The organism is Lwoffella lincolnii (assembly GCF_002014765.1).
GTDB lineage: Bacteria > Pseudomonadota > Gammaproteobacteria > Pseudomonadales > Moraxellaceae > Psychrobacter > Psychrobacter lincolnii.
Genome location: NZ_MUYT01000002.1, coordinates 125,433 through 151,232, shown reverse-complemented (window position 1 = coordinate 151,232; position 25,800 = coordinate 125,433). Strand labels below are relative to the sequence as shown.

Here is a 25,800-nt window from a genome sequence, read left to right as displayed (position 1 = left end):
CCATCAAAACCCATTGATTAACTCATTTATTCTGATGATTTATTTTGATAATAAAGGATTTTTATGTCACACATCACTTTGCCAAACTTACCTTATGCCAAAGATGCACTTGAGCCACACATCAGTGCTGAAACTTTAGAGTTTCACCATGACAAACATCACAATGCCTATGTCAGCAAATTAAACGACATGTTACCCGGCTCGGGGTTAGAAGGCAAAACCTTAGCAGAAATCATTGAAGCCACTGCCAAAGATGATGGCAAGCAAGGCATGTTTAACCAAGCGGCTCAAGTTTGGAATCACACTTTTTATTGGAACTGCATGACCCCAAATGGGGGTGGTGAGGCCACTGGTGAGCTAAAAAGTAAAATCGAAGAAGATTTTGGTAGTTATGATAAATTCCGTGAAGAGTTTAAAAATGCTGCCACGTCTCAATTTGGGTCAGGTTGGGCATGGTTGGTTGCTGATGGTGTTGGTGGCAAATTATCCATCATGAAGACCGCCAATGCTGATACGCCTTTGGCACATGGCAAGATTGCTGTGTTGACTTGCGATGTGTGGGAACACGCCTACTATATCGATTATCGCAATCGTCGTCCTGATTATGTTGATGCTTTCTTAGATAAGCTGGTTAATTGGGATTATGCCAATGCCAAATATCAAGGTCAAGATGCTGGTGTCGAAGAGTAATCGTTAACTGTCAGTCCATAACTGCCAATTTAATGGGAAATCAATAAATTATCCACTTATCTTGGTATGGCTCACTTTAGAACGCTCAAGCCTTTTGCTTTGGGCGTTTTTTATGTTTGCCAGTTGCTCATCGTCAAAAACTGGTATCTGAAAGCCACATATGGTTATAATGTTATGGTAACGTGTTTTTTATCGTGGTTTTCGTGGTTGTCGTAGTTGTCGTGGTTATCATGATTGTCGTGGTTATCATGGTAATGACTGATTAATCATAACGACTGATTTAAAATTATTGTTGAAGATGCGAGATTTATTTTAAGATTTGTTTTGTCAAGTAGAGAACAGAAACCCATCATGAGCCAATTTTTACCCATTGAAGAGCAACTTGCTCACATTCGCCGTGGCACACACGAAATCATCTCTGAAGAAGATTTGGTTAATAAATTAAAACAAAACCGCCCCTTACGCATTAAGGCAGGCTTTGACCCCACCGCCCCTGATTTGCACTTGGGACACACAGTGTTGATAAATAAGCTGAAGCATTTTCAAGACTTGGGGCATGAGGTGCTGTTTTTGATTGGCGATTATACTGCCAAAATTGGTGACCCATCAGGCAAAAATGCCACTCGTCCGCCATTGAGCGATGAGCAGATAGCTGATAACGCTAAGACTTATGCCAAGCAAGTGTTTAAGATTTTGGATAAAGACAAAACCAAAATTGTCTTTAATTCAGAGTGGTTTGGCAACATGAACGCTGGCGACATGATTGCTCTTGCCAGTCAGCTGACCGTGTCTCGTATGCTTGAGCGTGATGACTTTAGCAAACGCTATGAATCACAGACCCCCATCTTTATTCATGAGTTTTTATACCCTTTGGTACAAGGTTATGATTCCATTGCCATGGAAGCAGATGTCGAGCTGGGCGGAACTGACCAAACCTTTAATTTATTGATGGGCAGAACGCTACAAGGTCGCTATGGTAAAGAGCCACAAGTGTGTATCACCATGCCAATCTTAGAAGGGTTAGATGGTGTGAATAAAATGAGCAAGTCATTGGGCAATTATGTTGCCATTGATGATGCTCCAGGGACAATGTATCAAAAAATCTTATCCATGCCAGATGAGCTGATTGCACGTTATTTTGAGTTTTTAAGCTTTAAGCCAATGAGTGAGGTCAATGCGTTGCTTAATGGCATGAAAAATGGGCGTAACCCTCAAGAAGTCAAACACATTTTAGCCCTAGAACTCATTGAGCGTTTTCATGATAAAGATGCTGCTGATAATGCCCATAAATCAGCAGGTAATCGCTTGGCAGACGGTGAGTTGCCTGTTGATTTGCCAGAGATAAGTTTATCTTTAAATGGTCAAGATAAATTATTCATCACCCAAGTCTTAAACCAAGCGGGTCTTGCTAAAAACTCTGCTCAGGCTAAGGACATGCTCTCTCGTGGGGCGGTTAAAGTGGACGGTCAAGTGGTCGATGGCAGTTTTGCCTTAGAACAAGGGCAAACGGTGGTGGTGCAGGCAGGTAAAAAAGCGTATGCCAAAGTCAATATCAATGAATAAAAACAAGGTGGATAAAAACAAGGTGAATAAAAAGCCAAGAATGTGTGGGCAACGTGGCTTTTTTACAAAAAAGCTGATTGCTTCGCTTAGGTTTGCTAAAATGGCGTTTGTTTTTCATCATTGGCTAAAGTGATACGATTATGACCCATTTTGCTACACAGACCGCAAGCATTAAGCAAGACCGCATCTTAATTTTAGATTTTGGCTCACAATATAGCCAGCTGATTGCCCGTCGGGTGCGTGAGGCTGGGGTATTTTGTGAGATGTATCCGTTTGACATCGCTGATGAGCGTATCAGAGACTTTGGGGCAAAAGGGGTGATTTTGTCAGGCGGTCCTGAGAGTGTTCATGCTAAGGGCAGTCCAAAGATTGCTGATGCGGTGTTTGAGTTGGGTGTGCCTGTGTTGGGCATTTGTTATGGCATGCAGGCAATGGCAGACCACTTTGGTGGTCAAGTCCATGCCAGTGATGTGCGTGAGTTTGGGGCAGCACAAATACAGGTAACAACAGAGTGTCAGCTATTACAGGGTATTGAGGATTCATCTCAGACCCTAAATGTGTGGATGAGTCATGGTGATAAGGTGATAACAGCACCCAATGGCTTTGTGGTGGTAGCAAGCACACCAAGCTGTCCGATTGCGGTAATGGCAGATGATGGTCGTCAATATTATGGTTTGCAATTTCACCCTGAGGTAACGCATACCTTACAAGGTGAGGCGATTTTGTCCCGTTTTGTGCATGGCATTTGTGGTTGTGGCAATGAGTGGACGCCTGATAACATCATTGACATGCGTGTGGCACAACTCAAAGAGCAAATTGGGAACAAAGAGGTGTTACTTGGTTTGTCAGGTGGGGTAGACAGTTCAGTGGTGGCAGCACTGCTTCATAAGGCGATTGGTGATAAGCTCACTTGTGTGTTTGTCGATAATGGACTGTTGCGTCTGCATGAAGGCGACCAAGTGATGCAGATATTTGCTGAGAATATGGGGGTTAAGGTTATCCGTGTAGATGCTGAAGAGCAATTTTTATCAGCGTTGGCGGGGAAAATTGACCCTGAAGATAAACGCAAAGTGATTGGTAAGACCTTTATTGATGTGTTCGCTGATACCGCACGCAAGCTATCTAAAGATAGTGGTGTGGGTATTGAATTTTTGGCTCAAGGGACGATTTATCCTGATGTCATTGAGTCAGCAAAGTCGCACCAAGGTAAGGCTCATGTGATTAAAAGTCATCACAACGTCGGCGGTCTGCCAGAAGATTTGCAGTTTAAGTTGGTTGAACCGCTCAGAGATTTGTTTAAAGACGAGGTGCGTAAGCTGGGCATTACGTTAGGTTTGCCACATAAGATGATTTATCGCCACCCCTTCCCTGGCCCTGGTTTGGGGGTGCGGATTTTGGGTGAAGTCAAAAAGCAGTATGCTGACATTCTGCGAAAAGCCGATGCCATCTTTATGCAGGAATTGGAACGCTTTGATTGGTATGATAAGACCTCCCAAGCCTTTGCGGTGTTTATGCCTGTCAAATCCGTGGGTGTGGTTGGTGATGGTCGCCGTTATGCGTGGGTGATTGCCTTAAGGGCTGTTGAGACAGTGGACTTTATGACCGCTCGTTTTGCCCATTTACCGTATGAACTGATTGAAACGGTGTCTAATCGCATCATGAACGAAATTAAAGACGTGTCTCGTGTGACTTATGATGTGTCAAGTAAACCACCTGCCACCATTGAATGGGAATAGGAAATGGCTCACCTGCCAAATTTAGGTAAATTTAGCCAAACATGACGCAATCAATCATATGATTTCGCAAATCTAATTTAGCAAACCTAATTTAGCAAACACTGCCTTCATTTGTCTGCTTAAAGAGACCCTGCCATGACCGCACAAGCCACAGACTTACCCCCATTAAATTCACAGTCCCTATTAAACTTGCAAACAACTTACCAAAGTGATGTCATCATCATCGGAGCTGGCATTGCAGGTTTGGTGTGTGCCTTAGAAATCATGGATAACGATGTTAAAAATGGCACAAATCATAACATCTTAATGTTAGATAGAGATGTGCAAGCCCATTTTGGAGGGTTGGCACGTTGGAGCTTTGGGGGAATTTTGCTTGTTGGCACGCCTGAGCAGAAGCGAGCCAAAGTTAAGGACAGTCCTGCCATCGCCCTAAAAGATTGGTACAGCTTTGGTGAATTTGGACAAAATCCCAAAAAAGAGCGTTGGGCGTGGGCGTGGGCTGAGCGTTATGTCTATGATTCTAAAACGTGGATTTATGATTGGCTAAAACAACGTGGGGTCAGTTTTTTACCGATGCCATTATGGGTGGAGCGTGGCAATCATGGTGGTGGTACGGTGGTTAAAAAGGCTGGTGGCAACTCTGTGCCACGCTGGCATGTGGTTTGGGGAACAGGGCTTGGATTGGTCAATCAGCTGATTAAAACCTTTGAACAACATGCCAAGCGTGGCAATGTGCAACTGGCGTTTGAGCATCATGTTACCGATATGATAAGTAACAAAACTGGCGTTATCGGATGTCAAGGTCATGATGCCAACCAGCATGCTTTTGTTGCACATTCTAAAATTACCGTCATCACGTCAGGGGGCATTAATGGCAACATCGAGATGGTCAAAAAACACTGGCACAAAGATTGGGGCAATCCACCAAAAACCATTTTAAATGGGGCTCACTGGTACGCTGATGGCACGCTACATAAAGTTGCCAAAGGCTTGGGGGCTAACATCACCTTTTTAGACCGCCAATGGAACTATGCCGCTGGCGTGCACCACTGGAAGCCATTGATGCCCAATCATGGGCTGTCGCTTGTGCCTGCTCGCTCTGCTTTGTGGCTTGACCCAGATGGCAATCGCATCATTGGCGACATTCCTTTAATCACAGGTTTTGACACTCGTGATTTGGTCACGCAAGTGTGCAAACACCCTGATGGCTACTCTTGGCAAATTCTCAATTACAAAATTGCCAAAAAAGAATTTGCCATCTCAGGCTCAGAGTTCAATCCTGCCATTCGTGATGGCAGTAAATTTAAACTGTTAAAAGACATTTTGTGTGGTAATAAGGTCTTGGTCAATGAAGCCATCGAAAACTGTCAAGACATCGTCATTACTGACAGCTTGCCAGAGTTGGTCAAAAAAATGAATGCTTTGGCAGGCAATGACAAGGTTAAACTAGAAAACGTACAAAAAGTCATCACAGCCTACGACGCTCAAATTGACTTAGGTGAGGGCAACTTCACCGATGAACAGCTCAAACGCATTGCTTTGGTGCGACAATGGCGAGGTGATAAGATGCGTACTTGCAAATTCCAAAAGATTGACGACCCCAATGCCACCCCTTACATTGCCATTCGAGAGTTTATCGTCAGTCGCAAAAGCTTGGGTGGCATACAAACTGATTTGAGTGGTCGAGTACTGACCCCCAAAGGCTTACCCATCAAAGGACTGTATGCAGCTGGAGAAGCAACTGGTTTTGGTGGTGGTGGCATGAATGGCTTACGAGGGTTAGAAGGCACGTTTTTGGGTGGTTGTATTTATAGCGGTCGCCGAGCTGGGCTTGCCATCAGCACCGCAAAATAATGAATCGCCAAATCATTGATGACCAAACAAGCTACTAATGATAAAGCGAACGATAAAAAGGAATTTATCATGAAAAAAACGGCCGCTGAGCTTACCGTCTATGCCTTAGAACAGCTGGGAATCACCCATACCTTTGGTATTCCTGGGGTGCATAACACCGAACTGTACGATGCCTTAAGCCAATCCAAACACATTAAACCCATACTGGTTACCAATGAACAAGGGGGCAGTTTTATCGCTGACGGCATGAGCCGAGTGGCAACCCATAGCCAACATTTTGCCAAACACAAAGTTGGCAATATTGGCACACTTGTCATCGTTCCAGCCGCTGGTTTGACCCATGCTGCCAGTGGCATCGGTGAAGCGTATTTAGATGGCATTCCCATGTTGGTGCTGACAGGAGGTATTCGCAGAGACACCAACTACCAATACAAACTGCACGACATTGACCAACTAGAAGTGGCTAAAGGCTTTACTAAAGCAGGATTTCGCATTAACAACATGGACGATGTGATCACAACTTTATATCAAGCCTATGACATCGCCACCAGTGGGGTGCCAGGTCCTGTTTTGGTAGAAATTCCTGTGGATTTACAATTATTTCCACAAACTGTTACCTCCTTAATGACATGGCACGCCTATCAGCAGCAACAGAACCCACTTTCTCAAAAAACACAAAACAATCTACAACTGGCGGCAGAAACACTGAACAACGCCAAGCAGGTGGGCTTATTTGTCGGTTATGGGGCAAGAATGGTCAAAAAAGAACTCATTGCCATCAGTGAGCTGTTGAATTCCCCTGTTACCACCACCTTACAAGGATTATCCAGTTTTCCGCACGAACATCCGTTACATGCAGGGTTTGGTTTTAGCCCATCGGCTGTCCCCAGTGGCAAAAACGCCATTGCCCATTGTGATGTCTTACTGGTCATCGGTGCCAGATTTGCTGAAATACCCACAGGCAGTTTTGGCTTAGATGACTGCTTACCCCAAACGTTGGTGCATTTTGATATCGATCCTGCTGTCATTGGTGCAAACTATCCCACACAAGTGGGTGTGGTCGGTGATGTCATTCACACCGTACCGTTATTATTAAAAAACTTAAAACAACAAAAAGCCCAGCTGAATGTCAAGTCGCCCAGCATTTGCAAAAACGCCAAAAGCCCCACAACAATCCAAGCCCAAATCGCCAAAGACAAACGAGCGTATCGCAAAGCTTGGTACAAAGCTGACAACCGCCATAAAGTCAACCCCATTCGTTTTTTTGACGCATTGCGACACATCATGCCTGCTGACAGCATAACCGTGCTGGACGATGGCAATCATACCTTTTTGGCGGCAGAGTTGTATCCTGTGTATCAAGATGGCTTACTGATTAGCCCAACCGACTACAACGCCATGGGCTATGCCGTGCCTGCTGCCATTGGGGCAAAACTGGCAAATCCTGAGCGTGATGTGGTGGCGGTGGTGGGCGATGGTTGTTTCACCATGACTTGTATGGAAATTTTGACCGCCAAAGCCAACGGATTGGGTATTTTATATTGTGTGTTTAGTGATGGTGAACTGTCGCAGATTGCTCAAGCCCAACAGCTTCCCTATCAACAAAAAACCTGCACCATCTTGCCCAATGTTGATTTAAAAGGTGTGGCAATGGCAACAGGAGCGACGCATATCGCCATCAAACGTAACAAGGACTTGGTAAAATCACTCAAAAAAGCCCACGCCTTAAGCAAAAAGGGTGAGCCTGTCATTGTGGACATCAACATCGACTACAGCAAACAAACCGCTTTCACAAAAGGCACAAGCCAGACCACCTTTAAGGGCTTTTCTACCAAAGACAAATTAAGATTCATCAAACGAATCATGCGTAGAAAACTGCCATTTTGAATGGGACTGATGCCCAGTTAAAACCGAATGATTTAAGATGTCATCACTCTTTGGGCGGCCAAGGTCGCTTGGCTTCTGCTTCTATCCATGTCTTGACATAGCCTGTGGGTGGCATGTCAATATCTCCCAAACCCATGGCATCAAACACAGTTTTGGTTGGAATGACTCGCCCTTTTTTGGTCACACCCGTTCTTAAAAGTGCCGATGAAGTGGGCGTGTCTTTTACCCACATGGTCTGCTCGATATAAATCCATTTGTCATCGAATGCCGACACTTTGGTGGTGATGGTCACTGGCTCAAACACAAACACCCGCTTGCGATACTGTACGCTACTGCCTGCCACTACCAAACCCCAACGCTTGGTTAACAGCCTTTTTCCCAGCCCTGTGCGGATGGCAAAATCGGTGCGTCCCAAATCAAACAAGGTGATGATGCGACCATTGTTCATCTCAAAAAAATTATCCATATCGGTCGGACTACTGGTAAACTCAATCCGTCCTGTATCAGTGATGGATAAACTGGTGCCACCCTTGGTGTCCTTAACAGCATCAAAAATGGTTTTACCCAGTCGAATAATCGGATACATACATTCGTCCTTACAACATTCATTCTTACAAAAAGATAACAGCCTAGCATGTTTATATCATCAATAAGCATGAATTTGACTTACCTGCCAGTCATTTGAGCATTAAAAAACTCAACAATGGTATCAGGCAACCAACTGACATCTAGCCTAGGCTTATGATGTGGCAAATATCTAAGATACCCCATATGCCCACCATGCTCAGTATCGAGCAATAACACCGATTCTGACACATCGCTTTGGCGAGCGGTCATGCCTAAAAAGGGGTCATCTTTGGCAGTGATGATGATGGTCGGCTTAACAATGTCAATCAAATAAGGCAATGATGACGCATGGCGATAATAGTCATTGACTGAGCGATAACCATGACGAGGGGCGGTAAAAATTTGGTCAAAATCACTGATGCGACTGCTGGTACGCACAGCCCGCATCTCTTCACTTGACAAGCTGTTTTCCAAAGCCTTTTTAACCAATGGATTCAGCAAATATGGCGTGTAGATACGTCTGCCCATCAGCCGTTCCATCGCAATGGCAGATGATGCCAAGTCCACAGGCGCACTGACCACCGCCGCTGCCCCACAAACTGCCTTATCACCATATTCACCCATATATTTTGCCAGCACATTCCCACCCAATGACATGCCCACTGCATACAGATGTTGATAGCGGTTGCTAAGTTGGGTTAACGCATGTACCAGCTCACTGGTATCGCCAGCGTTATAAAACACGTTTCCTGCCACAGGGATTCCCCCACAACTGCGAAAATGCACCACCACATAATGCCAACCCTGCTCCTTAACGGCATAAGCCAAACTTTTGGCATAGTGGCTGTTACTACTGCCTTCTAAGCCGTGAAACAATATCACCAATGGTTTTTGGTATTTGCCAGCCAATTGCTCATCGTGTGCGTCCACAAAATCATACGCTATTTGACTTTCATCTAAAGAATCTTTAATCAACTCACGGCGATAATTCGGCTGATATTTCACCAAAAACTTGGGCAAAATCGTCTGTAAATGGGGGTTGGCAAGCCAAAATGGGGGAGTAAAAGGTTGCACTGTAAAATGTTGTGGGTGAGCAGGGGCAGAAATCATCATATGCGTTACCAGTCAATAAAATAATGTCCATTATAATAAAAAAAAATCATAAAAAAAATCATTTGAGTGAACATATGATAACTCAAATATGCCCATTACCCATACCAAACACTGGTTAGCCATTGTTCGTTGTTCGCCTTTGAACACACACTGTCTTTCTACCACTCACTGTTTTTCCATAAGGTCTCTTTCCACAAGCTTGCCCACAGCACCCAATCGCTCCGCCAGCGTTTTCTTCGCTTGTTTGGACACCTGAGCCTTTAAAACAACTGACTTGCCATAATTGACAGTCAATACCTTACCGCCACTGTCTTCTACCAGATAACGAACATATGATTCATTGGCAAAGTCAGTATGAATGCAAACATCAACTTTAGCCACATAAGCCGTCAACTGCATCATATCCACCACCGCTTGGGCTGACCCTGCATACGCTCGAGTCAAACCACCTGCCCCAAGCTTGATACCACCGAAGTATCGCACCACAATGATGATGACATTGCCAATGGTTTTGTGTTGTAGCACATTGAGTATCGGTCTGCCTGCTGTACCATTAGGCTCACCATCATCATCAAAACCTGCACTGGTGGTATTATTTGGATCACCAATGACATATGCCCAACAATGATGACGAGCGTCTGAATATGTTTGTTTTAGTTGTTTCACGTGAAACATGGCCTGTTCACGATCAGCCACAGGATAAGCATGAGCAATGAATTCTGACTTTTTAATGTCAAGACGGGCAGTGCATGGTTTGGTTAGAGTAAAATAGGTCATGTGTGCTAATAATCACTTTATGTCATGAATTTGGATAAATGGTCAATGAACGCTGAGTGAATGCCAAGGGTAAGAATGTGCTAAAATATCACCTTGTTTATGAGTAGGACATTTAGGGTATCATCATGCGACTGGATAAATTCATCTCCAAAGCCACCGAACTGTCACGCAAAGATGCCAAACGCATCTTGCATGCTGAAGAAATCACCGTCAACGATGAAATCGTCAAAGATGGTAGTGTGCATGTGAATGCACTCAATGACGAAGTGATGTGGGCAGGTGAGCCATTATCGGTTGCCACAGGCAATCGCTATATTTTGCTGTATAAACCAGAAGGTTTTGAATGCACACTAAAGCCCAAAGAACACCCCATCGTTACTGAGTTGATTGCCGTGCCTGAGGTTGCCAGTTTGCGTATCGCAGGGCGATTGGATGTAGACACCACAGGAGCGTTGTTACTATCAGATGATGGCCAATGGCTACACAAAGTAACCAGCCCCAAACATCACCAAAGTAAGACATATGAGCTGACCTTGGCTAATCCCATGAGCATACAAGAACAGGATAATGCCATCAAACAACTGGCAAATGGGATACTGCTTGAAGGGGAGCAACACAAAACCCGCCCTGCTGAACTGATGTTTATCGATGCCACCCATGCCCGCTTAATCTTAACAGAAGGCAAATACCATCAAGTCAAACGCATGATGGGTTATTTTGCCAATCGAGTTACCGAACTACACCGCTCACACATCGGCACCATCAGCCTTGATGGGTTAGAAAAAGGTGAAAGCCGATTTTTAACCACAAAAGAGATTGAGCAATTTTAACCCAGCACCAGTATCCACAGACATACAAGGTTCACAACCTGACCACTTTTTTTAACCACCAATAACCAAGCCAATGGCACAAATCTATGACCATGGCACACTTTATGGCAATTGCACACTTTATGGCAATTGCACATCGACAATTTTCCAGTCAATCCAGCCTTGACGTTGCATACGCACGGTGAGCGGATAGCCCTTGATTTGCCCTGACATGCTAAAGCAATCAATCCCACAATAGCTAAGCTGTGGCTTTTCGCTGTCAGTACCTGCTTGAGTATGGGCAGTCAATTGCAAAGTTTGCTTGTCCATCATCAACTGCATTTGCTTTTTGACCACCTTATCCACATCTCCTCGCTCCACAATCAAATCTTGAATAAGCATGGTCAGGTTCACCTGATTGCTGGCGATTGCCCATGCTGCTGCCAACTCTTGAGTGGATTGATTGACTTGATTGGATTGTCCTTGCATATTTATTAAGGTTTGAATGTTATCTGCGGTCACTGCCCCATCAACCGAACGGTTAATGAATTCCATGCCAGCTTCCACCAAAGCATCACCACCAAGCTGTGCCACCATGGGATATTGGCTTAACGTGTTGGCAAATTTGCCATTTAATTGCGTCTTTAGATTGACTGTCAACTGTGAATAGTCAATGGCTGCTGCCAATGTGGTTCCATCTTGGTTGTCATAGGCTTGCTTGAGCTGATAAACCGTATAATAAGGTGAGCCAGCATATACCCCCACCGCCAATAAACACACGATAAACAGCAGGGTCATGATTTTTTTCATAAAGCAACCTTGTTTGCTATTTGTTACTTGCCAAGTGACCAACACATCACCAACGCACCGCCACTTTCATCAGTTTATCAAACACCTTGCCATAAGGTGGCTGTAATATATCCACAAAGTTCACTTTGGCTTGCCTAAACACCGCTTTTTGATGGCTCAAAGTGTCAAATCCATGTTTGCCATGATAATGTCCCATGCCTGATGCTCCCACCCCACCAAACGGCAAGTCATGCTGAGCAACATGATAAATGGTCTCGTTAACACTCACCCCACCACTGACAGTACGCTGTAAAATACGCTCTATCATGTCATCATCTTGCCCAAAAGGATACAATGCCAATGGACGAGGGCGAGCATTGACATAATCGATGGCATCATCTAACGAGTCATAACCCACCAATGGTAACACAGGGCCAAAAATCTCTTCTGTTAACAGTAAACTGTCTTGTGACAACTCTGTCACCACCACAGGAGGCATAAAACCTGTGGCACGATTCTCTGTGGCAGTGGTCAATTTATGAACACAAGCTTGCTTTTGGGCTTGTTTGAGATGGTCATGAATGCGGTCAAACTGTTTATGATTAATGATAAAAGTCACGTCTTCATTATCGCCAATTTTGGGATAATGTTTACTCATCCATTTTTTCGACAGCTCAATGAACTCATCTTGCAAGCCATCAGGCAACAACACATAATCAGGAGCAATGCAAGTTTGTCCCGAGTTCATCATCTTACCTGTCCATATTCGGTTCACGGCATGGGGCAAGATGTCTTTATCAATGATGATGACAGGGGATTTACCGCCCAATTCCAAAGTCACAGGGGTCAGGTTGTCCGCTGCAGCACGCATGATGTGCTTGCCCACCGATGTTGATCCTGTAAAAAGCAAGTGGTCAAAGGGCAGTTTGCTAAATGCTTGAGCGACTTGCAACTCCCCTTGCACCAAACATACCTCATCTTTATCAAAATAAACTGGCAAAGTCTTGGCAAGCCAATGCTCAAAATTGGGTGAATACTCCGACACCTTAATCATGGCTCGGTTACCAGCCACCAACGCAGCGGTTAAAGGACCTGCCACCAAATTGAGCGGATAATTCCACGGAGACATGATGCCCACCACCCCAAGTGGTTGTGATTGAATGTGACTGCTGGCAGGTAAAAACCACTTTCCTGTGCTGACTTTTTGCGGTTTCATCCAGTCTTTGCCGTGTTTTTTAGCATGACGAATGCCCTCAAGGCTTGGAAAAATATCCACCATGATGGTTTCATCATGACTGCGATGCCCAAAGTCTTGACTGATGGCATGGCAAATCGCATCGGTGTTATCCGATATCAGCTTTTTTAACTGTTCTAACTGATGCAAACGGTGTTGCCAACTGACATCACCTTGCTGTCGGCTTAATTGATACATCTGCCAAAACTGCTCTGTCATGCTTTTAATAAAACCGTTGCTGTTGTCTTTTTCGCTGATGATTTCATCAGATGTTTGGTTATCTGTGACACTCATGATTGATGTTCCTTACAAAATATCATTTGGATTGCCAATATGACGAATATACTCAATCTAGCACAAACCGTTTAAGTAAAAAAGCAAATAACCCACCCCATGCAGTTTAGTTCAAAAGCACCATTTTTAGCCCAACAAACATCAACACAAACCCACCAAATATTTCAGCTTTACTCTCAAGCCATGTGCCAGATTGACTACCCAAAAACACCCCAACAAAACTCAAGACACCTGTTACAACCGCAATGATTGCACATGCCAGCCAAGGATTGATGGGCATCAAATTTAACGTAAAACCTGCCGCCATGGCATCAATGCTGGTGGCAACAGCAAGCATGAGCATGGTTTTTTGGCTCATGAATGGTTTATGCTGGTCATCACTGTCATTTTTGTCATCATCTTTGTCTTTACCAAACGCTTCATACAGCATCTTACCACCCAGACCAAGCAAGATGACACACGCCACCCAAGGGGCAATATTTTCAATGAACCCTAACACAGAACGCCCACTCAGATAGCCAAGTAATGGCATCATTCCTTGAAATACGCCAAAATACACACCTGCCAATAGAGCGATACGCACGGCATGCTCACGCTTTTTTGCCCCAAGTCCAAGCGACACAGCAAACGCATCCATTGGTAAAGCCATTGCCAACAATATCAGCTCTGACATTTTTTACATCCATTCTTATGTACAATGTTGTTTTATGTACAATGTTGTTTCACGTGAAACTTATGCTGATTTGGTTTTTCTTAAGCATAAAAACCGCCAAATGATGACGGTCTTTAATCATATCAACAACTTAAGTTAAGCCAATTAATACAAAATCCATCTAATATAAAATTCACTTAACATCAATTTACCATCAATTTAATATCAATCACATCATATGTCCAACTGCGTCACTGACAAGGCATTTTCTTCAATAAAGGCTCGTCTTGGCTCAACATCATCTCCCATCAAACACGTGAACAAATGGTCAGCAGCAATGGCATCTTCAATGGTGACTTTCAACATACGGCGGTTTTCTGGGTCCATGGTGGTTTCCCAAAGTTGCTCTGGATTCATCTCGCCCAATCCCTTATAACGCTGTATCGATAACCCACGGCGAGCATCATCCATCATCTGTTGCCACAGATAATCAAAATCTTTGATGGCAATATTTTTATCACCACGGCGGATAAAGGCAGTTGGTGTTAACAGGGTTTGCCACTCATCAGAAAGCTTAATCAGCTTACTGTATTCGCCAGAACTGATAAAACTGGCATCAAGTAAATAATTTTGTAGCAGTTGATGCACATGAATGGTAATTTTTGGCAACCATTGTTGTGGTTTTTGCTCTGTGTCTGATGACGACAGTCCATCGTTTTGATGGACTGGCTTAGGCGTGGCAAGTGGGTCATCAATGCTCACTTTCGGCGCAAGTTTTGGGTGTCTTTGTTGCAATGCGTCTTGCAAGGCAGTTACCCATGCCTGCATGGCAACTTTGTCATGCGTTTGCTCTAGGGTTAATTTAGGCACTCGTGTCAGCGTATCTAATATATCAGCAGGATATTTGGTCTGTAGACGAGATTTTATCAGTTGTGTTTGGTGATAACTGTTTAATAAAGACTCCAATGCTGTGCCACTAATGGCAGGGGCATCTTGGCTTAAATGCAGTTGGGTGTCATCAATGGTTGATGACAACAGATGGGCTTTAAGGGCTTCATCATCTTTGATATACAGCTCTTGACGGCCTTTTTTGATTTTATAAAGTGGTGGCTGGGCGATATAAACATAGCCACGCTCTATCAGCTCTGGAGTCTGACGGAAAAAGAATGTCAATAATAACGTGCGAATGTGTGAGCCATCTACGTCTGCATCGGTCATGATGATGATTTTGTGATAACGCACTTTGTCTGGGTTGTATTCATCAGGACCGATGCCACAACCCAAAGCAGTAATCAGCGTCCCCACTTCAGCTGATGACAACATTTTATCAAACCTGGCTCGCTCAACGTTTAAGATTTTGCCCTTTAATGGTAAAATGGCTTGTGTCTTACGACTACGTCCTTGTTTGGCACTGCCTCCCGCTGAGTCACCCTCCACAATGTATAGCTCAGATAAGGCAGGGTCTTTTTCTTGACAATCTGCCAGTTTTCCTGGCAAGCCTGCAATGTCTAAAGTGGTTTTTCGCCGTGTCATTTCTCGAGCCTTGCGAGCGGCATCTCGGGCTTTGGCAGCATCAATGATTTTACTGGCGATGGATTTGGCAGAGCCTGGATTTTCTAGCAGATAATCGCTGAATTTGTCGTGCATGGCAGACTCAACGGCGGATTTGACCTCACTAGACACCAATTTGTCTTTGGTTTGGCTAGAGAATTTGGGGTCGGGCACTTTAACAGAGACGATGGCAGTTAAGCCTTCTCGAGCATCATCACCCGTAACAGCAACTTTCTCTTTTTTTAGCAAGTTTTCGCTATCCATATAACCGCTCAAACAACGAGTCAATGCTGAGCGAAAACCTGTCAAATGTGTGCCACCATCTTTTTGAGGAATGTTGTTGGTAAAGCAAAGCACTTTTTCGTTATAACTGTCTGTCCATTGCAATGCCACTTCCACACTGATGCCATCTTCTTCGCTGGTGAAGTGAAAAACATCGTTTAAAGATTCTTTGCCTGCATTGATGTAGGTAACAAATTCAGACAAACCGCCTTTGTGTTCAAATTCTTGACGTTTATCCAACCGCTCATCGGTCAACACAATGCGAACCCCTGAGTTTAAGAATGACAACTCACGCAACCGCTTGGCCAAAACATCATAATCAAACGTGGTTACACCCTTAAAAATGGCATCACTGCCTTCTTCTCCCACACTGGGGTAAAAACGAATCTGCGTACCCGTCTTATCCGTGGTTTCTAACTGTTCAATGGGGGAATCTGGTACGCCATTGGTATAAGTTTGTCGATGGTGATGTCCTTCACGCCAAACATTTAACTCAAGCTTTTGCGATAAGGCATTCACCACCGACACACCAACCCCATGCAGACCGCCTGAGACTTTATAACTGTTGTCATCAAATTTACCGCCAGCATGCAACACCGTCATGATGACCTGTGCTGCTGACACGCCCTCTTCAGGGTGAATGTCAACAGGAATGCCACGCCCATTATCCAGCACACTCACCGAATTATCGTCATGGATAATGATGTCAATTTGGTCACAATGCCCTGCTAAAGCTTCATCAATGGCGTTATCAACCACTTCAAACACCATGTGGTGTAAGCCTGTGCCATCATCTGTATCACCAATGTACATACCAGGACGCACCCGCACGGCTTCTAATCCTCGCAACACACGGATTTTATTTGCACCATATTCATGGTCTTTTTGAGTGGACGGTGCTGGTAAGTCAACATCATTTGCTTCGGTGGCTTGGTTGGTTTGTGACTGACTCATGTATGTTCCCTATCAAGTGTTGGTCGCCCCATTTTTCTACGCAAACTGACACGCATTGATACAAATTGATACGCAAAAATGGGTGAACCATTATAGCATTTTTTAGGGTATTTTGCAGAATTGATAAGCCTGACACATCATATTTTGGGTTATTCATGGCATCAAACCACGCCATCAACCTTGCCATGTTTCACGTGAAACACACTTAACTCTTGCCAATGTGATTCAATCATAGGAAGGATATCTTTGCTCAAACTGGTGATAAATAGCTGACAAGGCACAGTTGCTAAGGTTGAAAGCAGAACTTGCATGGCATTGGCATCTAATTCAGCATCAATGTCATCAAGCAAAACAATGGGTCGACTGGTGAGTTGACCACCAGAGCCACTGATAAGACCATAAGAAGAATGGTTAACTGGCAATAATGGCAGTTGGGACAACTTCAATGCGGTTATCAGCAGTTTTTTTTCACCACGAGACAAAACGTTGGTAGCCAACATTTTATGACGCATGCGTTGGCGACTAACATCTGTTTGTCCACCATCTCCTGTTTGTTCACCATCATCAATCTGACCACGTTCATCAAAACCATCTTGATAAAAGGCATCTTGAGCTGCAACGTCAGTTTGACTGCCACGCCATAGCACTTGAATGTCAGCTCGATGACTGCCAACACGAGTATAGCCTAACTTTAAATCACTTTGTAACCTATCGTGTAGCGTTTGCTGTAGGGGAATGTTGGGGTCAAATCCTGCCTGATAATTCAACTCAATCTGATAAGAGTACTGTGGTAACAACAAAGCCAACACATGATTAAAACTGTGTTGCCAAGCGCCAAAGACTTGCTGGCGATAATGATGAATACAGCTGGCATGTTCAGCAAGCATATTGTCCCATGCTTGCAACTGCTGACGGTTAAGGTCGTTAAGATGACGTGATTGCTTAAGTAGGCTGTTGCGTTGTTTTAACAATCTTTGATACGCCAACCACTGTGGATAAAAGTCAGGTTTCACGTGAAACGCCAACCAATCTAATAATTGACGGCGTAAATTACTGCCTTGCTCCAAAATGTCCATAGATGCAGGGTCAATCAACGTGGTGGGCAGACGAGCGGTCAGCTGACTTTGGGCAGTTAGTATTTGACCATTCAGCTTTAATATGGTGCTGGCATCGCTGTGCTTTTCAATCCCAAGACGGCTACCATCTTGTAGACGAGCAAAGACAGTACAATGGGAATGTTTGTGGGTGATGTAGAGTTTGGGTTGATGACTGCGAAAACTTTTACCCCTAGACAATAAAAATAATGCCTCTAAAATACTGGTCTTACCACTGCCATTTGCCCCAATGATAAGGTTACATTGGGTTAATGGCAAATTGACATGATTTAGGTTTCTTAGATGGTTGATGTGTAGTTGAGTTATCATAATCAACAGTGTTGTGCCATCAAGTGCATGTCCATCAGATACGCATGGGCATGATGACATATTGATGTAGGTGATCACCATGCTGAGTTACCAAAACAGAAGCATTGGCTTGACTCATTTGAATGACAACATCACCTTGCAACACATCAAGAACATCTTGCACATATTGCACATTAAACGACAGCTCCAGTGACTCACCTGTGTATTTGGCGGTGAGCTTTTCAATGGCTTCATCTTGCTCAGCGTTATTGGCACGCACTTCGATGATGCCATCACTGGCAAAATTAAAGATAACACCACGAGATTTTTCATTACTCAAAATAGACACACGACGTAGAACATCAGTCAAGTGTGCCTGATTAAGAATGGCTTGTTTGTCACTATTAGATGGCATGACACGGCGATAGTCAGGAAACTTACCATCAATTAAGCGAGCAGTAAAAGTAACTTGAGTACTGCTGTCAATCTGCCCTGTGCTGTCCACATTACCAAAAGGCAACACCACCTGCATAAACTCTCGCCCAAATTGTAGGGTGATTTGATTCTCTGGGCTATTTAGCAATTTACCTTGCTCACCAAGCAGACGGTCCAGTTCACTGACGGCTTTGCGTGGCAAAATGGCTTCTAACTTATGGTCATCAGCAACTTCAATGGCTCGCTGAGCTAGGGCAAGACGGTGTCCATCAGTGGCAACCGTGGTGAGCTTACGCTCAGAAATGTCAAAATACATGCCCGTTAAATAATAACGCACATCTTGGATTGCCATGGCAAATTGGGTTTTACCTATCAACTCACTTAAGTCTTTATGAGTGATGGTGATGGGTGTGATGTTTTCAGGGTCACCTAATATGGGATAGTCACCTGCAGGCAACGTACCTAAAGTAAACCTACTCTTATCACTGGTGATTAAGCAACGTTCATTACTTTGAGTCACAAGATTAATCTGGGCATTGCTGGGCAATAACTTACAGATGTCTCTTAGCTTATCGGCAGGCAAGGTGATGTCACCAGTTTGTATGACAGCACCCTGTGGCAAATCAACCGCCACAGTAAGCTGTACTTCCAAATCCGATGCCGTCAATACCAAATGGCTATCGGTAAGTTGCAACTTTAAGTTACCCAAGATGACCATGTTATGTCGTTTGTCTGCCGCTTTGACAACCAAACTGATGGCTTTTAAAAATAATTCACGGTTGATGGATAAGTGCATAACTACAGACTCAATTAAACTATGGCAAAATCTTAAACATATTGGTAATGCGATGAATAGTGATGAATAGTATAGCCAAATTCAGCTGGCATTGCATCTAAGTACACCTATTTTATTCTGCGACCATAAAAACATCATCATAAAATACGCCATGACAATCTATGACAACAAACCCCATGACAATGAACTGACAAACCTTAGCCTGCTTGTAGCATCAAGGATAACGCCTTATATTCCTTATCCAGCACAGAATCTTGTTCACGCAATTTGGCAACTTTATCACAAGCGTGCATCACAGTAGAATGATCTCGCCCACCAAAGGACTGCCCAATATCAGGGAAGCTATCTCCTGTCAATTCTCGTGCCAATGACATGGCAATTTGTCTGGGTCGGGCAATACTGCGAGTACGCTTTTTACCCATTAAATCTTTAACAGAAACATCATAATACTCTGCCACCACTTTACGGATATTATCCATATTGACCGCTTGCACCCGCATGGCAATGATGTCTTTTAAAGCGTATTGCACCATTTCTAAAGTAATTGGAGCACCTGTCAAATTAGCATTGGCAACCACTTGATTTAATGCCCCTTCAAGCCGACGCACGTTAGACACCACGTTTTGAGCAATGAATAACGCACACTCTTTGGGCAAATCAATACCAAGAATCTCAGCTTTTTTTTGTAAAATCTGCATGCGAGTATCAATTTCTGGCGGCTCAATCGCCACAGACAACCCCCAACTAAAGCGTGAACGAAACCGCTCATCAAACTCGGTTAACTGCGATGGGTGACGGTCAGATGCCAAAATAAGCTGTTTATCCCCCATGGTAAAATCTGCAAATAAGGATAAAAATTCACTGCTGGTCTTGGTTTTACCTGCCAATACATGAATGTCATCAACGATGAGTAAGTGAACTTGTTTGATTTTTTTCTTAAACTCTTCAATCTTGCCATTACGTATGGCAGCAACCATTTGGTTGACAAATTTATCTGATGTAAAATAATAAAAACTGCGATTTGACTTTAAATAGCGGTGAGCAACCGAATGTATCAAATGCGTCTTACCAAGTCCTGAAGGACCATAAATAAATAAAGGATTATGGCGTGTTTGTGGGTTGCGTTTGGATATCTCATGGCAAGCCTTATAAGCCAAACTGTTAGATTTACCTGTCACAAAGGTATCAAAACTAAATTCAGGATTTAGATAACTTAGCGATTTTTGTAAATCGTCGGAGGAGCCAACCAGCAAAACATCCTTGACATCCTTGCCACCACGATGAGTACTGGGTGTTACCACGCCTTTGACATCCCGACTGATGGGCATGTCATCAGGCACATCTAAAGCTAAGATGGATGATGTTTGTGGTTGCTGACCATCAACCACAATACTGACGCCATCAATTTGGTGATTACTGTGTTTTTTGGCCAACTGCTCAATCTCATTTAAATGATTGTGCGTCAGATAACTGACAAAGTACTCATTGGGGGCTTTAATAACCAATAAAGCATCAATGACAGTGGCGTTCAATGGCCTTAACCACATGGTAAAGACGTTATCCTTAACTTGATATCTCAACTCATCCAAACACTTTTCCCATAAAGATGACATGTTCATCTCTACCTCATTTATGCTCAATATTTACACTCAATCAAGCTCTACCCTTGTCTTATAACGGCATAATTTACCATAAAACAGCCTGTGGATAAACCTGTATTTATCTGTGGATAAGTCTGTGGATAAGTCTGTAAGCAATTTTCAAAAAAGACTTATACACATTTAATCCACAAGTTATCAACAGAGTATTCCACAAGCTAAGTTATTGATTTTAATAAGAAAAATCCACTTATCCACAGNNCTGTGGATAAGTGGATTTTTACCACCTTTCACTGCCATTAAAATCAACGTTTAACTTGATGGCAAACATCCAACAAACATCATCTGATTTTGTTGTCAACAGTACATTGTGCTAACAGATGACTGATAAAAATGATTGGTAAAAAACACAGAACCATCACGCAAACCATAACATGACGCAAACCATAACATGGTTGACACAGTAAGGCTAACATTGTTATTATATTAAGTTATTGCATTTATTTAACTAAATTGTTTGCTGAGTCATTGTTCACTCAATTGACAAAAATTGGATTGGCAAAAACTGGCAAATTTTTAGTGACAACCATACCAACGATTGTTTTAAAAATTTCAAAAGTTTTGAACTGACCACTCATACATTCTTTTTTCTCATATTTTTCTCACATATTACAGGTGACTTATGAAACGTACTTTTCAACCCAGCATCATAAAACGCAAACGCACCCATGGTTTCCGTGCACGCATGGCAACCAAAAAAGGACGTCAAGTATTGGCACGTCGTCGTGCCAAAGGTCGTCATCGTTTGACTGTGTAAATCACCTAACATCTGTTACCGATGTTATGATGACTGATGTTATGATTTAAAGTTACAAAAAGCGTCATCCATAGGGTGGACGCTTTTTTTATGTCAGTAGTTTTTATATTGGTCATGTCTTATTTTATTGATTCTAAATGATTATCTTATGATTACAGACAGCAACACATCACACCCCCACACATCACACACCTACCCAAAAGCTCATCGCCTATTAACAGCAAAACAATTTAAACGGGTGTTTGATATGGTTCAATTTAAAGCACATACCACACACTTACTGGCGTTTGTTGTCTGCAACGACCAAGAACAAGCTCGTCTTGGATTGGCAATCACCAAAAAAAAAGTGCCAACTGCCGTTGCTCGTAATCGTTTAAAACGACGCATCAGAGAAAACTTTCGTTTGTATCATAACTTGCCAGCCGTCGATATGGTGGTGATTGTCAAACAGTCGCCAAATCATGTTGCTGATGTGCAGTTGACTGCTGAAATCCAACTGTTGTTGCAAAAAATCAGCAAACGCTCATGCCTTAATGTGAGATGATATTGAGTCAATCATGAGCTTAGCACAAAACATATTATTGACTTTGATTCATTTTTATCAGCGGATAGTCAGCCCTATTTTACCTGCTCGTTGCCGATATTATCCAACGTGTTCACAGTATGGTATGCAAGCCATTCAATGGCATGGTGCTGTGTGTGGTGGTTGGTTGACCATCAAACGCATCAGCCGTTGTCATCCATTGGCTGGCTCGGGGGTGGATTTTGTGCCATTACCGTTACGTCGTTTTAAGTTTTATCCCGTTAAGTTTTTACATTCTACGGATAAATTTAAAGGGGTTTATCTGGAAAATTATCATTATTCTGCCATGCTCAATCATTGGTTGAGTGGTCGATTTGATTGATTTTGATGAATGATGCTTGCTTTTTTCTTATATCATTTGTCAATGAAATTTAGTAAAATGTCTGTCATTTTATTTACCAGTTTAATGGATACGTCAGTTGTGTTATTCATCTTGATGTCACACAATCATTACGTTAACCAGTCAACTGTAAGGTATCTTCATGCAAAAGATTTTACGAGTGCTGATTATCATTGCAATGCTCATCACTTCTTATTTATTGATATTGGCTTGGCGAGATGATTACGCCAATACCCCTACCAATCATGCCTCCACGACGCTGACAACTTCTAACACCAGTGACATTCCCAGTGATACGGCAGTTGCCAGTGGCGATATTCCTGCTGCCAGCATCGCAGGCACAGCGGTTACCAACGCCACACATGATGGTAATCAAGCCAATCAAGACAAAAATTTGATTCAGGTCAGTACGGATCTTTATGACATCAAAATTGACCCCATTGGTGGCGATGTGGTTTATGCTGCTTTAAAGCAGTACGATGCTACCTTAAATAGTAAGCAACCTTTTGTCTTATTAGAAAATAACCAAAACCGAGTTTATGTGGCTCAATCAGGGTTGATAGGTCAAAATGGCATTGACACGGCAGATGGTCGAGCCATTTATCAGACCACCTCTAATAATTATGTTTTAGGTTTGGGACAACAAACCCTGAGTGTGCCTTTAATTTACAAAACTGATGATGGTGTGACCATCACCAAGACCTATACCTTCACTCAAGGCAAATATCCGATTGAAGTCAGTTATAACATCAATAACGCATCTGCCCAGCCTTGGCAAGGACAGCTGTTTGCTCAGCTAAAACGTGATGACAGCAAAGACCCAGGTTTGGCTGATAAAGGCGCATTGAGCATGGCAACTTATCTGGGGGGTGCGTGGGGCACGCCAGATGATAGTTATAATAAGCTTAAATTCGGTGATTTTAAAGATGGTAAGCTGACTGCCAGCAGTCAAGAAGGCTGGGTAGGCATGGTTCAGCATTATTTTGTTTCTGCATGGACACCCAATAATTTTTCAGGGCAGTTTTTTAGCCGAGAGAATAATGCTGATTATTACATTGGTTTTAATAGTCAACCGCTGAGTGTGGCTGCTGGTAAACAAAATACGTTGTCTGCCACTTTGTATATAGGGCCAAAGGTACAAGAGAGCCTAAAAGATGTTGCCGAAGGCTTAAATAAAACGGTTGATTATGGTTTTTTATGGCCGATATCAAAAGTGTTGTTTGCTTTTTTACAAGGCATTCATAATCTTATTGGTAACTGGGGTTGGGCAATCATTGTTTTGACATTATTGGTGAAGATTGCCTTAATGCCCATCTCTAATAAAAGTTATTATTCCATGGCAAAAATGCGAGCCATCGCCCCTCGCCTGCAAGCACTTAAAGATGAATATGGCGATGATCGCATGAAAATGTCTCAAGAGATGATGAATATCTACAAAGAAGAAAAAGTCAACCCAATGGCAGGGTGCTTGCCCATTTTTTTGCAGATGCCAATTTTCTTAGCCTTGTATTGGGTGTTGGTTGAGTCGGTTGAGTTGCGTCATGCTCCGTGGATATTTTGGATACAAGATTTGTCGTCAATGGACCCTTGGTTTATCTTACCACTGTTAATGGGGGTGTCGATGTTCATACAACAGCAGTTAAATCCACAGCCCACCGACCCCATGCAAGCTAAGGTGATGAAAATCTTACCGATTATTTTTACGGTGTTTATGCTGTTTTTCCCAGCAGGTTTGGTACTTTACTGGACGGTTAATAACTTATTTAGCATGACTCAGCAACATGTTATCAATAAAAAAGTGGAAAAAGAGCAGGTGCAAAAACAGACAAAAACCGTTCGTTAACAGCTCTTATCCATCAAAAAATGACCGTCCATTTGGGCGGTAATTTTTTATGGTTTTATGCCATAAACATGCTTTACAAATGTTAAAATACAAATATTAATATATCCCAATGCCTAAAACATTCCAATTCACCGTTAATATGATTCAATAATTCAATGACCAAGCAAAATACCCAACTTATCCACCAGCAACCCACCATTGCTGCCATTGCCACTCCCATTGGTCGTGGTGGTGTTGGGGTGATTCGCCTATCAGGTGCAACTGCTCATCAAATCGCCAAACATTTAACCAAGCGTGAACATGATTTTACCCCCCGTCATGCCTATTTTTGTCGCTTTTATGATGATAAAGGTGTGGTTTTGGACGAAGGTTTGCTGTTGTATTTTAATGCTCCTTACTCATTTACAGGTGAAGATGTGATAGAGTTGCAAGGACATGGTGGAGCAGTGCTACAAAATTTATTGCTGGCTCGTGTGTTTGAGTTGGGAGCAAAGCAAGCACAAGCAGGTGAGTTTAGCTACCGTGCGTTTGATAATGATAAGTTAGATTTGCTACAAGCTGAAGCCATCAGTGATGCCATTGATGCTACCAGCGAAGCGGCGGCTTTATCTGCCATGCGGTCATTGACAGGTGAGTTTAGTGAGCAAATTAATCAATTGTTAACGCAACTGATTCATTTACGGCTACATGTGGAAGCTGCCATTGATTTTCCTGATGAAGAAGATGTGGATTTTTTGGCAGATGGGGCAATACGTCAACAGATTGATGCCATACAACATCGTTTGACTGCCGTGCTTGCCACTGCCAAACAAGGGCAATTACTTAAAGATGGCGTTCATGTGGTGTTGGCAGGTCGTCCTAATGCGGGAAAATCAAGTCTACTCAATCGCTTGGCAGGGCAAGAGCGTGCCATTGTTACTGATGTGGCTGGCACGACACGAGATACTTTACAAGAAACCATTACCATTAATGGCTTGACCTTACACTTAACGGACACCGCAGGCTTAAGAGACACAGAAGATGCGGTTGAACGCATTGGCATTGAGCGTGCAAAAGATGCCATAAATAAAGCAGACATGCTGTTGTTGGTGTATGACTTAAGCCGTGATGTTGATGCCTTGGCTGTTGCTAAAGAGCTGTTTGGACAACTGCCAAGTCCCAAGCGACTGCTATTGATTGGTAATAAGTTAGATTTGGTTGATGGTCAATCTTATGATGTTTCACATGAAACAT

Annotated in this window: 21 protein-coding genes; 11 read left to right on the top strand and 10 right to left on the bottom strand. The window is 43.1% G+C overall.

Going from position 1 to position 25,800, the window contains the following annotated elements; genetic code table 11:
• The first annotated feature begins 63 nt into the window (after window positions 1-63).
• The 5 genes from B0682_RS01985 (at window position 64) to B0682_RS01965 (ending at window position 7,730) form a co-directional block, all read left to right on the top strand.
• Window positions 64-690, top strand: coding sequence for a superoxide dismutase (locus B0682_RS01985; RefSeq protein WP_078306425.1), 627 nt, complete (start codon window positions 64-66; stop codon window positions 688-690).
• Window positions 691-1,041: 351 nt separating this feature from the next.
• Window positions 1,042-2,253, top strand: coding sequence for a tyrosine--tRNA ligase (tyrS, locus tag B0682_RS01980; protein WP_078306424.1), 1,212 nt, complete (start codon window positions 1,042-1,044; stop codon window positions 2,251-2,253).
• A 140-nt stretch (window positions 2,254-2,393) separates the two neighbouring features.
• The gene (gene guaA, locus B0682_RS01975; protein ID WP_078306423.1) at window positions 2,394-3,989 is read left to right on the top strand and encodes a glutamine-hydrolyzing GMP synthase; all 1,596 of its coding nucleotides are present in this window, start codon (window positions 2,394-2,396) and stop codon (window positions 3,987-3,989) included.
• Window positions 3,990-4,124: 135 nt separating this feature from the next.
• The gene (locus B0682_RS01970) at window positions 4,125-5,843 is read left to right on the top strand and encodes an FAD-binding dehydrogenase (protein ID WP_078306422.1); all 1,719 of its coding nucleotides are present in this window, start codon (window positions 4,125-4,127) and stop codon (window positions 5,841-5,843) included.
• Window positions 5,844-5,912: 69 nt separating this feature from the next.
• A complete protein-coding gene (locus B0682_RS01965) occupies window positions 5,913-7,730 on the top strand; it encodes a thiamine pyrophosphate-binding protein (RefSeq protein WP_078306421.1) in 1,818 nt (605 codons plus the stop codon).
• A 43-nt stretch (window positions 7,731-7,773) separates the two neighbouring features.
• On the opposite strand, the gene B0682_RS01960 is transcribed toward B0682_RS01965, so the two are convergent.
• The 3 genes from B0682_RS01960 to B0682_RS01950 form a co-directional block, all read right to left on the bottom strand.
• The gene (locus tag B0682_RS01960; RefSeq protein WP_078306420.1) at window positions 7,774-8,316 is read right to left on the bottom strand and encodes an acyl-CoA thioesterase; all 543 of its coding nucleotides are present in this window, start codon (window positions 8,314-8,316) and stop codon (window positions 7,774-7,776) included.
• An 80-nt stretch (window positions 8,317-8,396) separates the two neighbouring features.
• On the bottom strand, window positions 8,397-9,410 hold the full coding sequence (locus tag B0682_RS01955; protein ID WP_078306419.1) for a YheT family hydrolase: 1,014 nt from the start codon (window positions 9,408-9,410) through the stop codon (window positions 8,397-8,399).
• A 165-nt stretch (window positions 9,411-9,575) separates the two neighbouring features.
• Window positions 9,576-10,187 (bottom strand): YigZ family protein, encoded by a 612-nt coding sequence (locus B0682_RS01950; protein WP_078306418.1) that lies wholly within the window; start codon window positions 10,185-10,187, stop codon window positions 9,576-9,578.
• Window positions 10,188-10,312: 125 nt separating this feature from the next.
• Here B0682_RS01950 and B0682_RS01945 point away from each other — a divergent pair, with 125 nt between their 5' ends.
• Complete coding sequence (locus B0682_RS01945; RefSeq protein WP_078306417.1) at window positions 10,313-11,017, top strand: pseudouridine synthase; 705 nt, start codon at window positions 10,313-10,315, stop codon at window positions 11,015-11,017.
• Window positions 11,018-11,137: 120 nt separating this feature from the next.
• Here the strand turns inward: B0682_RS01945 and B0682_RS01940 are convergent, their stop codons facing one another.
• From B0682_RS01940 to dnaA, 7 genes are all read right to left on the bottom strand, one after another.
• Window positions 11,138-11,806 (bottom strand): DUF2939 domain-containing protein, encoded by a 669-nt coding sequence (locus tag B0682_RS01940; RefSeq protein WP_078306451.1) that lies wholly within the window; start codon window positions 11,804-11,806, stop codon window positions 11,138-11,140.
• A gap of 46 nt (window positions 11,807-11,852) precedes the next feature.
• Window positions 11,853-13,313, bottom strand: a complete 1,461-nt coding sequence (locus tag B0682_RS01935) for a coniferyl aldehyde dehydrogenase (protein ID WP_078306416.1) — start codon at window positions 13,311-13,313, stop codon at window positions 11,853-11,855.
• Window positions 13,314-13,419: 106 nt separating this feature from the next.
• Window positions 13,420-13,986, bottom strand: coding sequence for a manganese efflux pump MntP (locus B0682_RS01930; protein WP_078306415.1), 567 nt, complete (start codon window positions 13,984-13,986; stop codon window positions 13,420-13,422).
• Between the two features lie 213 nt (window positions 13,987-14,199).
• On the bottom strand, window positions 14,200-16,752 hold the full coding sequence (gene gyrB / locus B0682_RS01925) for a DNA topoisomerase (ATP-hydrolyzing) subunit B (RefSeq protein ID WP_078306414.1): 2,553 nt from the start codon (window positions 16,750-16,752) through the stop codon (window positions 14,200-14,202).
• A gap of 161 nt (window positions 16,753-16,913) precedes the next feature.
• Entirely contained in the window at window positions 16,914-18,257 is a 1,344-nt protein-coding gene (gene recF / locus B0682_RS01920) for a DNA replication/repair protein RecF (RefSeq protein ID WP_338044628.1), read from the bottom strand.
• Window positions 18,211-19,386 (bottom strand): DNA polymerase III subunit beta, encoded by a 1,176-nt coding sequence (dnaN, locus tag B0682_RS01915; RefSeq protein WP_078306413.1) that lies wholly within the window; start codon window positions 19,384-19,386, stop codon window positions 18,211-18,213. Before dnaN ends, recF begins: the two co-directional genes overlap by 47 nt.
• Before the next feature lie 197 nt (window positions 19,387-19,583).
• The gene (gene dnaA / locus B0682_RS01910) at window positions 19,584-20,933 is read right to left on the bottom strand and encodes a chromosomal replication initiator protein DnaA (protein WP_411350647.1); all 1,350 of its coding nucleotides are present in this window, start codon (window positions 20,931-20,933) and stop codon (window positions 19,584-19,586) included.
• Window positions 20,934-21,666: 733 nt separating this feature from the next.
• On the opposite strand from dnaA, the gene rpmH reads away from it, so the two are divergent.
• From rpmH to mnmE, 5 genes are all read left to right on the top strand, one after another.
• Complete coding sequence (rpmH, locus tag B0682_RS01905) at window positions 21,667-21,801, top strand: 50S ribosomal protein L34 (RefSeq protein ID WP_078306411.1); 135 nt, start codon at window positions 21,667-21,669, stop codon at window positions 21,799-21,801.
• 148 nt (window positions 21,802-21,949) lie between these two features.
• The gene (gene rnpA / locus B0682_RS01900; RefSeq protein ID WP_078306410.1) at window positions 21,950-22,345 is read left to right on the top strand and encodes a ribonuclease P protein component; all 396 of its coding nucleotides are present in this window, start codon (window positions 21,950-21,952) and stop codon (window positions 22,343-22,345) included.
• A 13-nt stretch (window positions 22,346-22,358) separates the two neighbouring features.
• The gene (gene yidD / locus B0682_RS01895) at window positions 22,359-22,706 is read left to right on the top strand and encodes a membrane protein insertion efficiency factor YidD (RefSeq protein WP_078306409.1); all 348 of its coding nucleotides are present in this window, start codon (window positions 22,359-22,361) and stop codon (window positions 22,704-22,706) included.
• A 160-nt stretch (window positions 22,707-22,866) separates the two neighbouring features.
• Window positions 22,867-24,567, top strand: a complete 1,701-nt coding sequence (gene yidC, locus B0682_RS01890) for a membrane protein insertase YidC (RefSeq protein ID WP_078306408.1) — start codon at window positions 22,867-22,869, stop codon at window positions 24,565-24,567.
• Window positions 24,568-24,722: 155 nt separating this feature from the next.
• Window positions 24,723-25,800, top strand: a 1,078-nt coding sequence (mnmE, locus tag B0682_RS01885; RefSeq protein WP_240494815.1) for a tRNA uridine-5-carboxymethylaminomethyl(34) synthesis GTPase MnmE, incomplete at its 3' end; no start/stop codon positions are given.

What these genes read in the sequence shown, in the direction of transcription:
- B0682_RS01950 (WP_078306418.1), bottom strand. Translation starts at nt 10,187, where the DNA reads ATGACCTATTTTACTCTAACCAAACCATGCACTGCCCGTCTTGACATT.
- yidC (WP_078306408.1), top strand. Translation starts at nt 22,867, where the DNA reads ATGCAAAAGATTTTACGAGTGCTGATTATCATTGCAATGCTCATCACT.
- B0682_RS01945 (WP_078306417.1), top strand. Translation starts at nt 10,313, where the DNA reads ATGCGACTGGATAAATTCATCTCCAAAGCCACCGAACTGTCACGCAAA.
- rnpA (WP_078306410.1), top strand. Translation starts at nt 21,950, where the DNA reads ATGATTACAGACAGCAACACATCACACCCCCACACATCACACACCTAC.
- gyrB (WP_078306414.1), bottom strand. Translation starts at nt 16,752, where the DNA reads ATGAGTCAGTCACAAACCAACCAAGCCACCGAAGCAAATGATGTTGAC.
- B0682_RS01965 (WP_078306421.1), top strand. Translation starts at nt 5,913, where the DNA reads ATGAAAAAAACGGCCGCTGAGCTTACCGTCTATGCCTTAGAACAGCTG.
- B0682_RS01960 (WP_078306420.1), bottom strand. Translation starts at nt 8,316, where the DNA reads ATGTATCCGATTATTCGACTGGGTAAAACCATTTTTGATGCTGTTAAG.
- B0682_RS01940 (WP_078306451.1), bottom strand. Translation starts at nt 11,806, where the DNA reads ATGAAAAAAATCATGACCCTGCTGTTTATCGTGTGTTTATTGGCGGTG.
- dnaN (WP_078306413.1), bottom strand. Translation starts at nt 19,386, where the DNA reads ATGCACTTATCCATCAACCGTGAATTATTTTTAAAAGCCATCAGTTTG.
- recF (WP_338044628.1), bottom strand. Translation starts at nt 18,257, where the DNA reads ATGGTGATCACCTACATCAATATGTCATCATGCCCATGCGTATCTGAT.
- dnaA (WP_411350647.1), bottom strand. Translation starts at nt 20,933, where the DNA reads ATGTGGTTAAGGCCATTGAACGCCACTGTCATTGATGCTTTATTGGTT.
- rpmH (WP_078306411.1), top strand. Translation starts at nt 21,667, where the DNA reads ATGAAACGTACTTTTCAACCCAGCATCATAAAACGCAAACGCACCCAT.
- tyrS (WP_078306424.1), top strand. Translation starts at nt 1,042, where the DNA reads ATGAGCCAATTTTTACCCATTGAAGAGCAACTTGCTCACATTCGCCGT.
- guaA (WP_078306423.1), top strand. Translation starts at nt 2,394, where the DNA reads ATGACCCATTTTGCTACACAGACCGCAAGCATTAAGCAAGACCGCATC.
- B0682_RS01955 (WP_078306419.1), bottom strand. Translation starts at nt 9,410, where the DNA reads ATGATGATTTCTGCCCCTGCTCACCCACAACATTTTACAGTGCAACCT.
- B0682_RS01930 (WP_078306415.1), bottom strand. Translation starts at nt 13,986, where the DNA reads ATGTCAGAGCTGATATTGTTGGCAATGGCTTTACCAATGGATGCGTTT.
- B0682_RS01935 (WP_078306416.1), bottom strand. Translation starts at nt 13,313, where the DNA reads ATGAGTGTCACAGATAACCAAACATCTGATGAAATCATCAGCGAAAAA.
- B0682_RS01985 (WP_078306425.1), top strand. Translation starts at nt 64, where the DNA reads ATGTCACACATCACTTTGCCAAACTTACCTTATGCCAAAGATGCACTT.
- yidD (WP_078306409.1), top strand. Translation starts at nt 22,359, where the DNA reads ATGAGCTTAGCACAAAACATATTATTGACTTTGATTCATTTTTATCAG.
- B0682_RS01970 (WP_078306422.1), top strand. Translation starts at nt 4,125, where the DNA reads ATGACCGCACAAGCCACAGACTTACCCCCATTAAATTCACAGTCCCTA.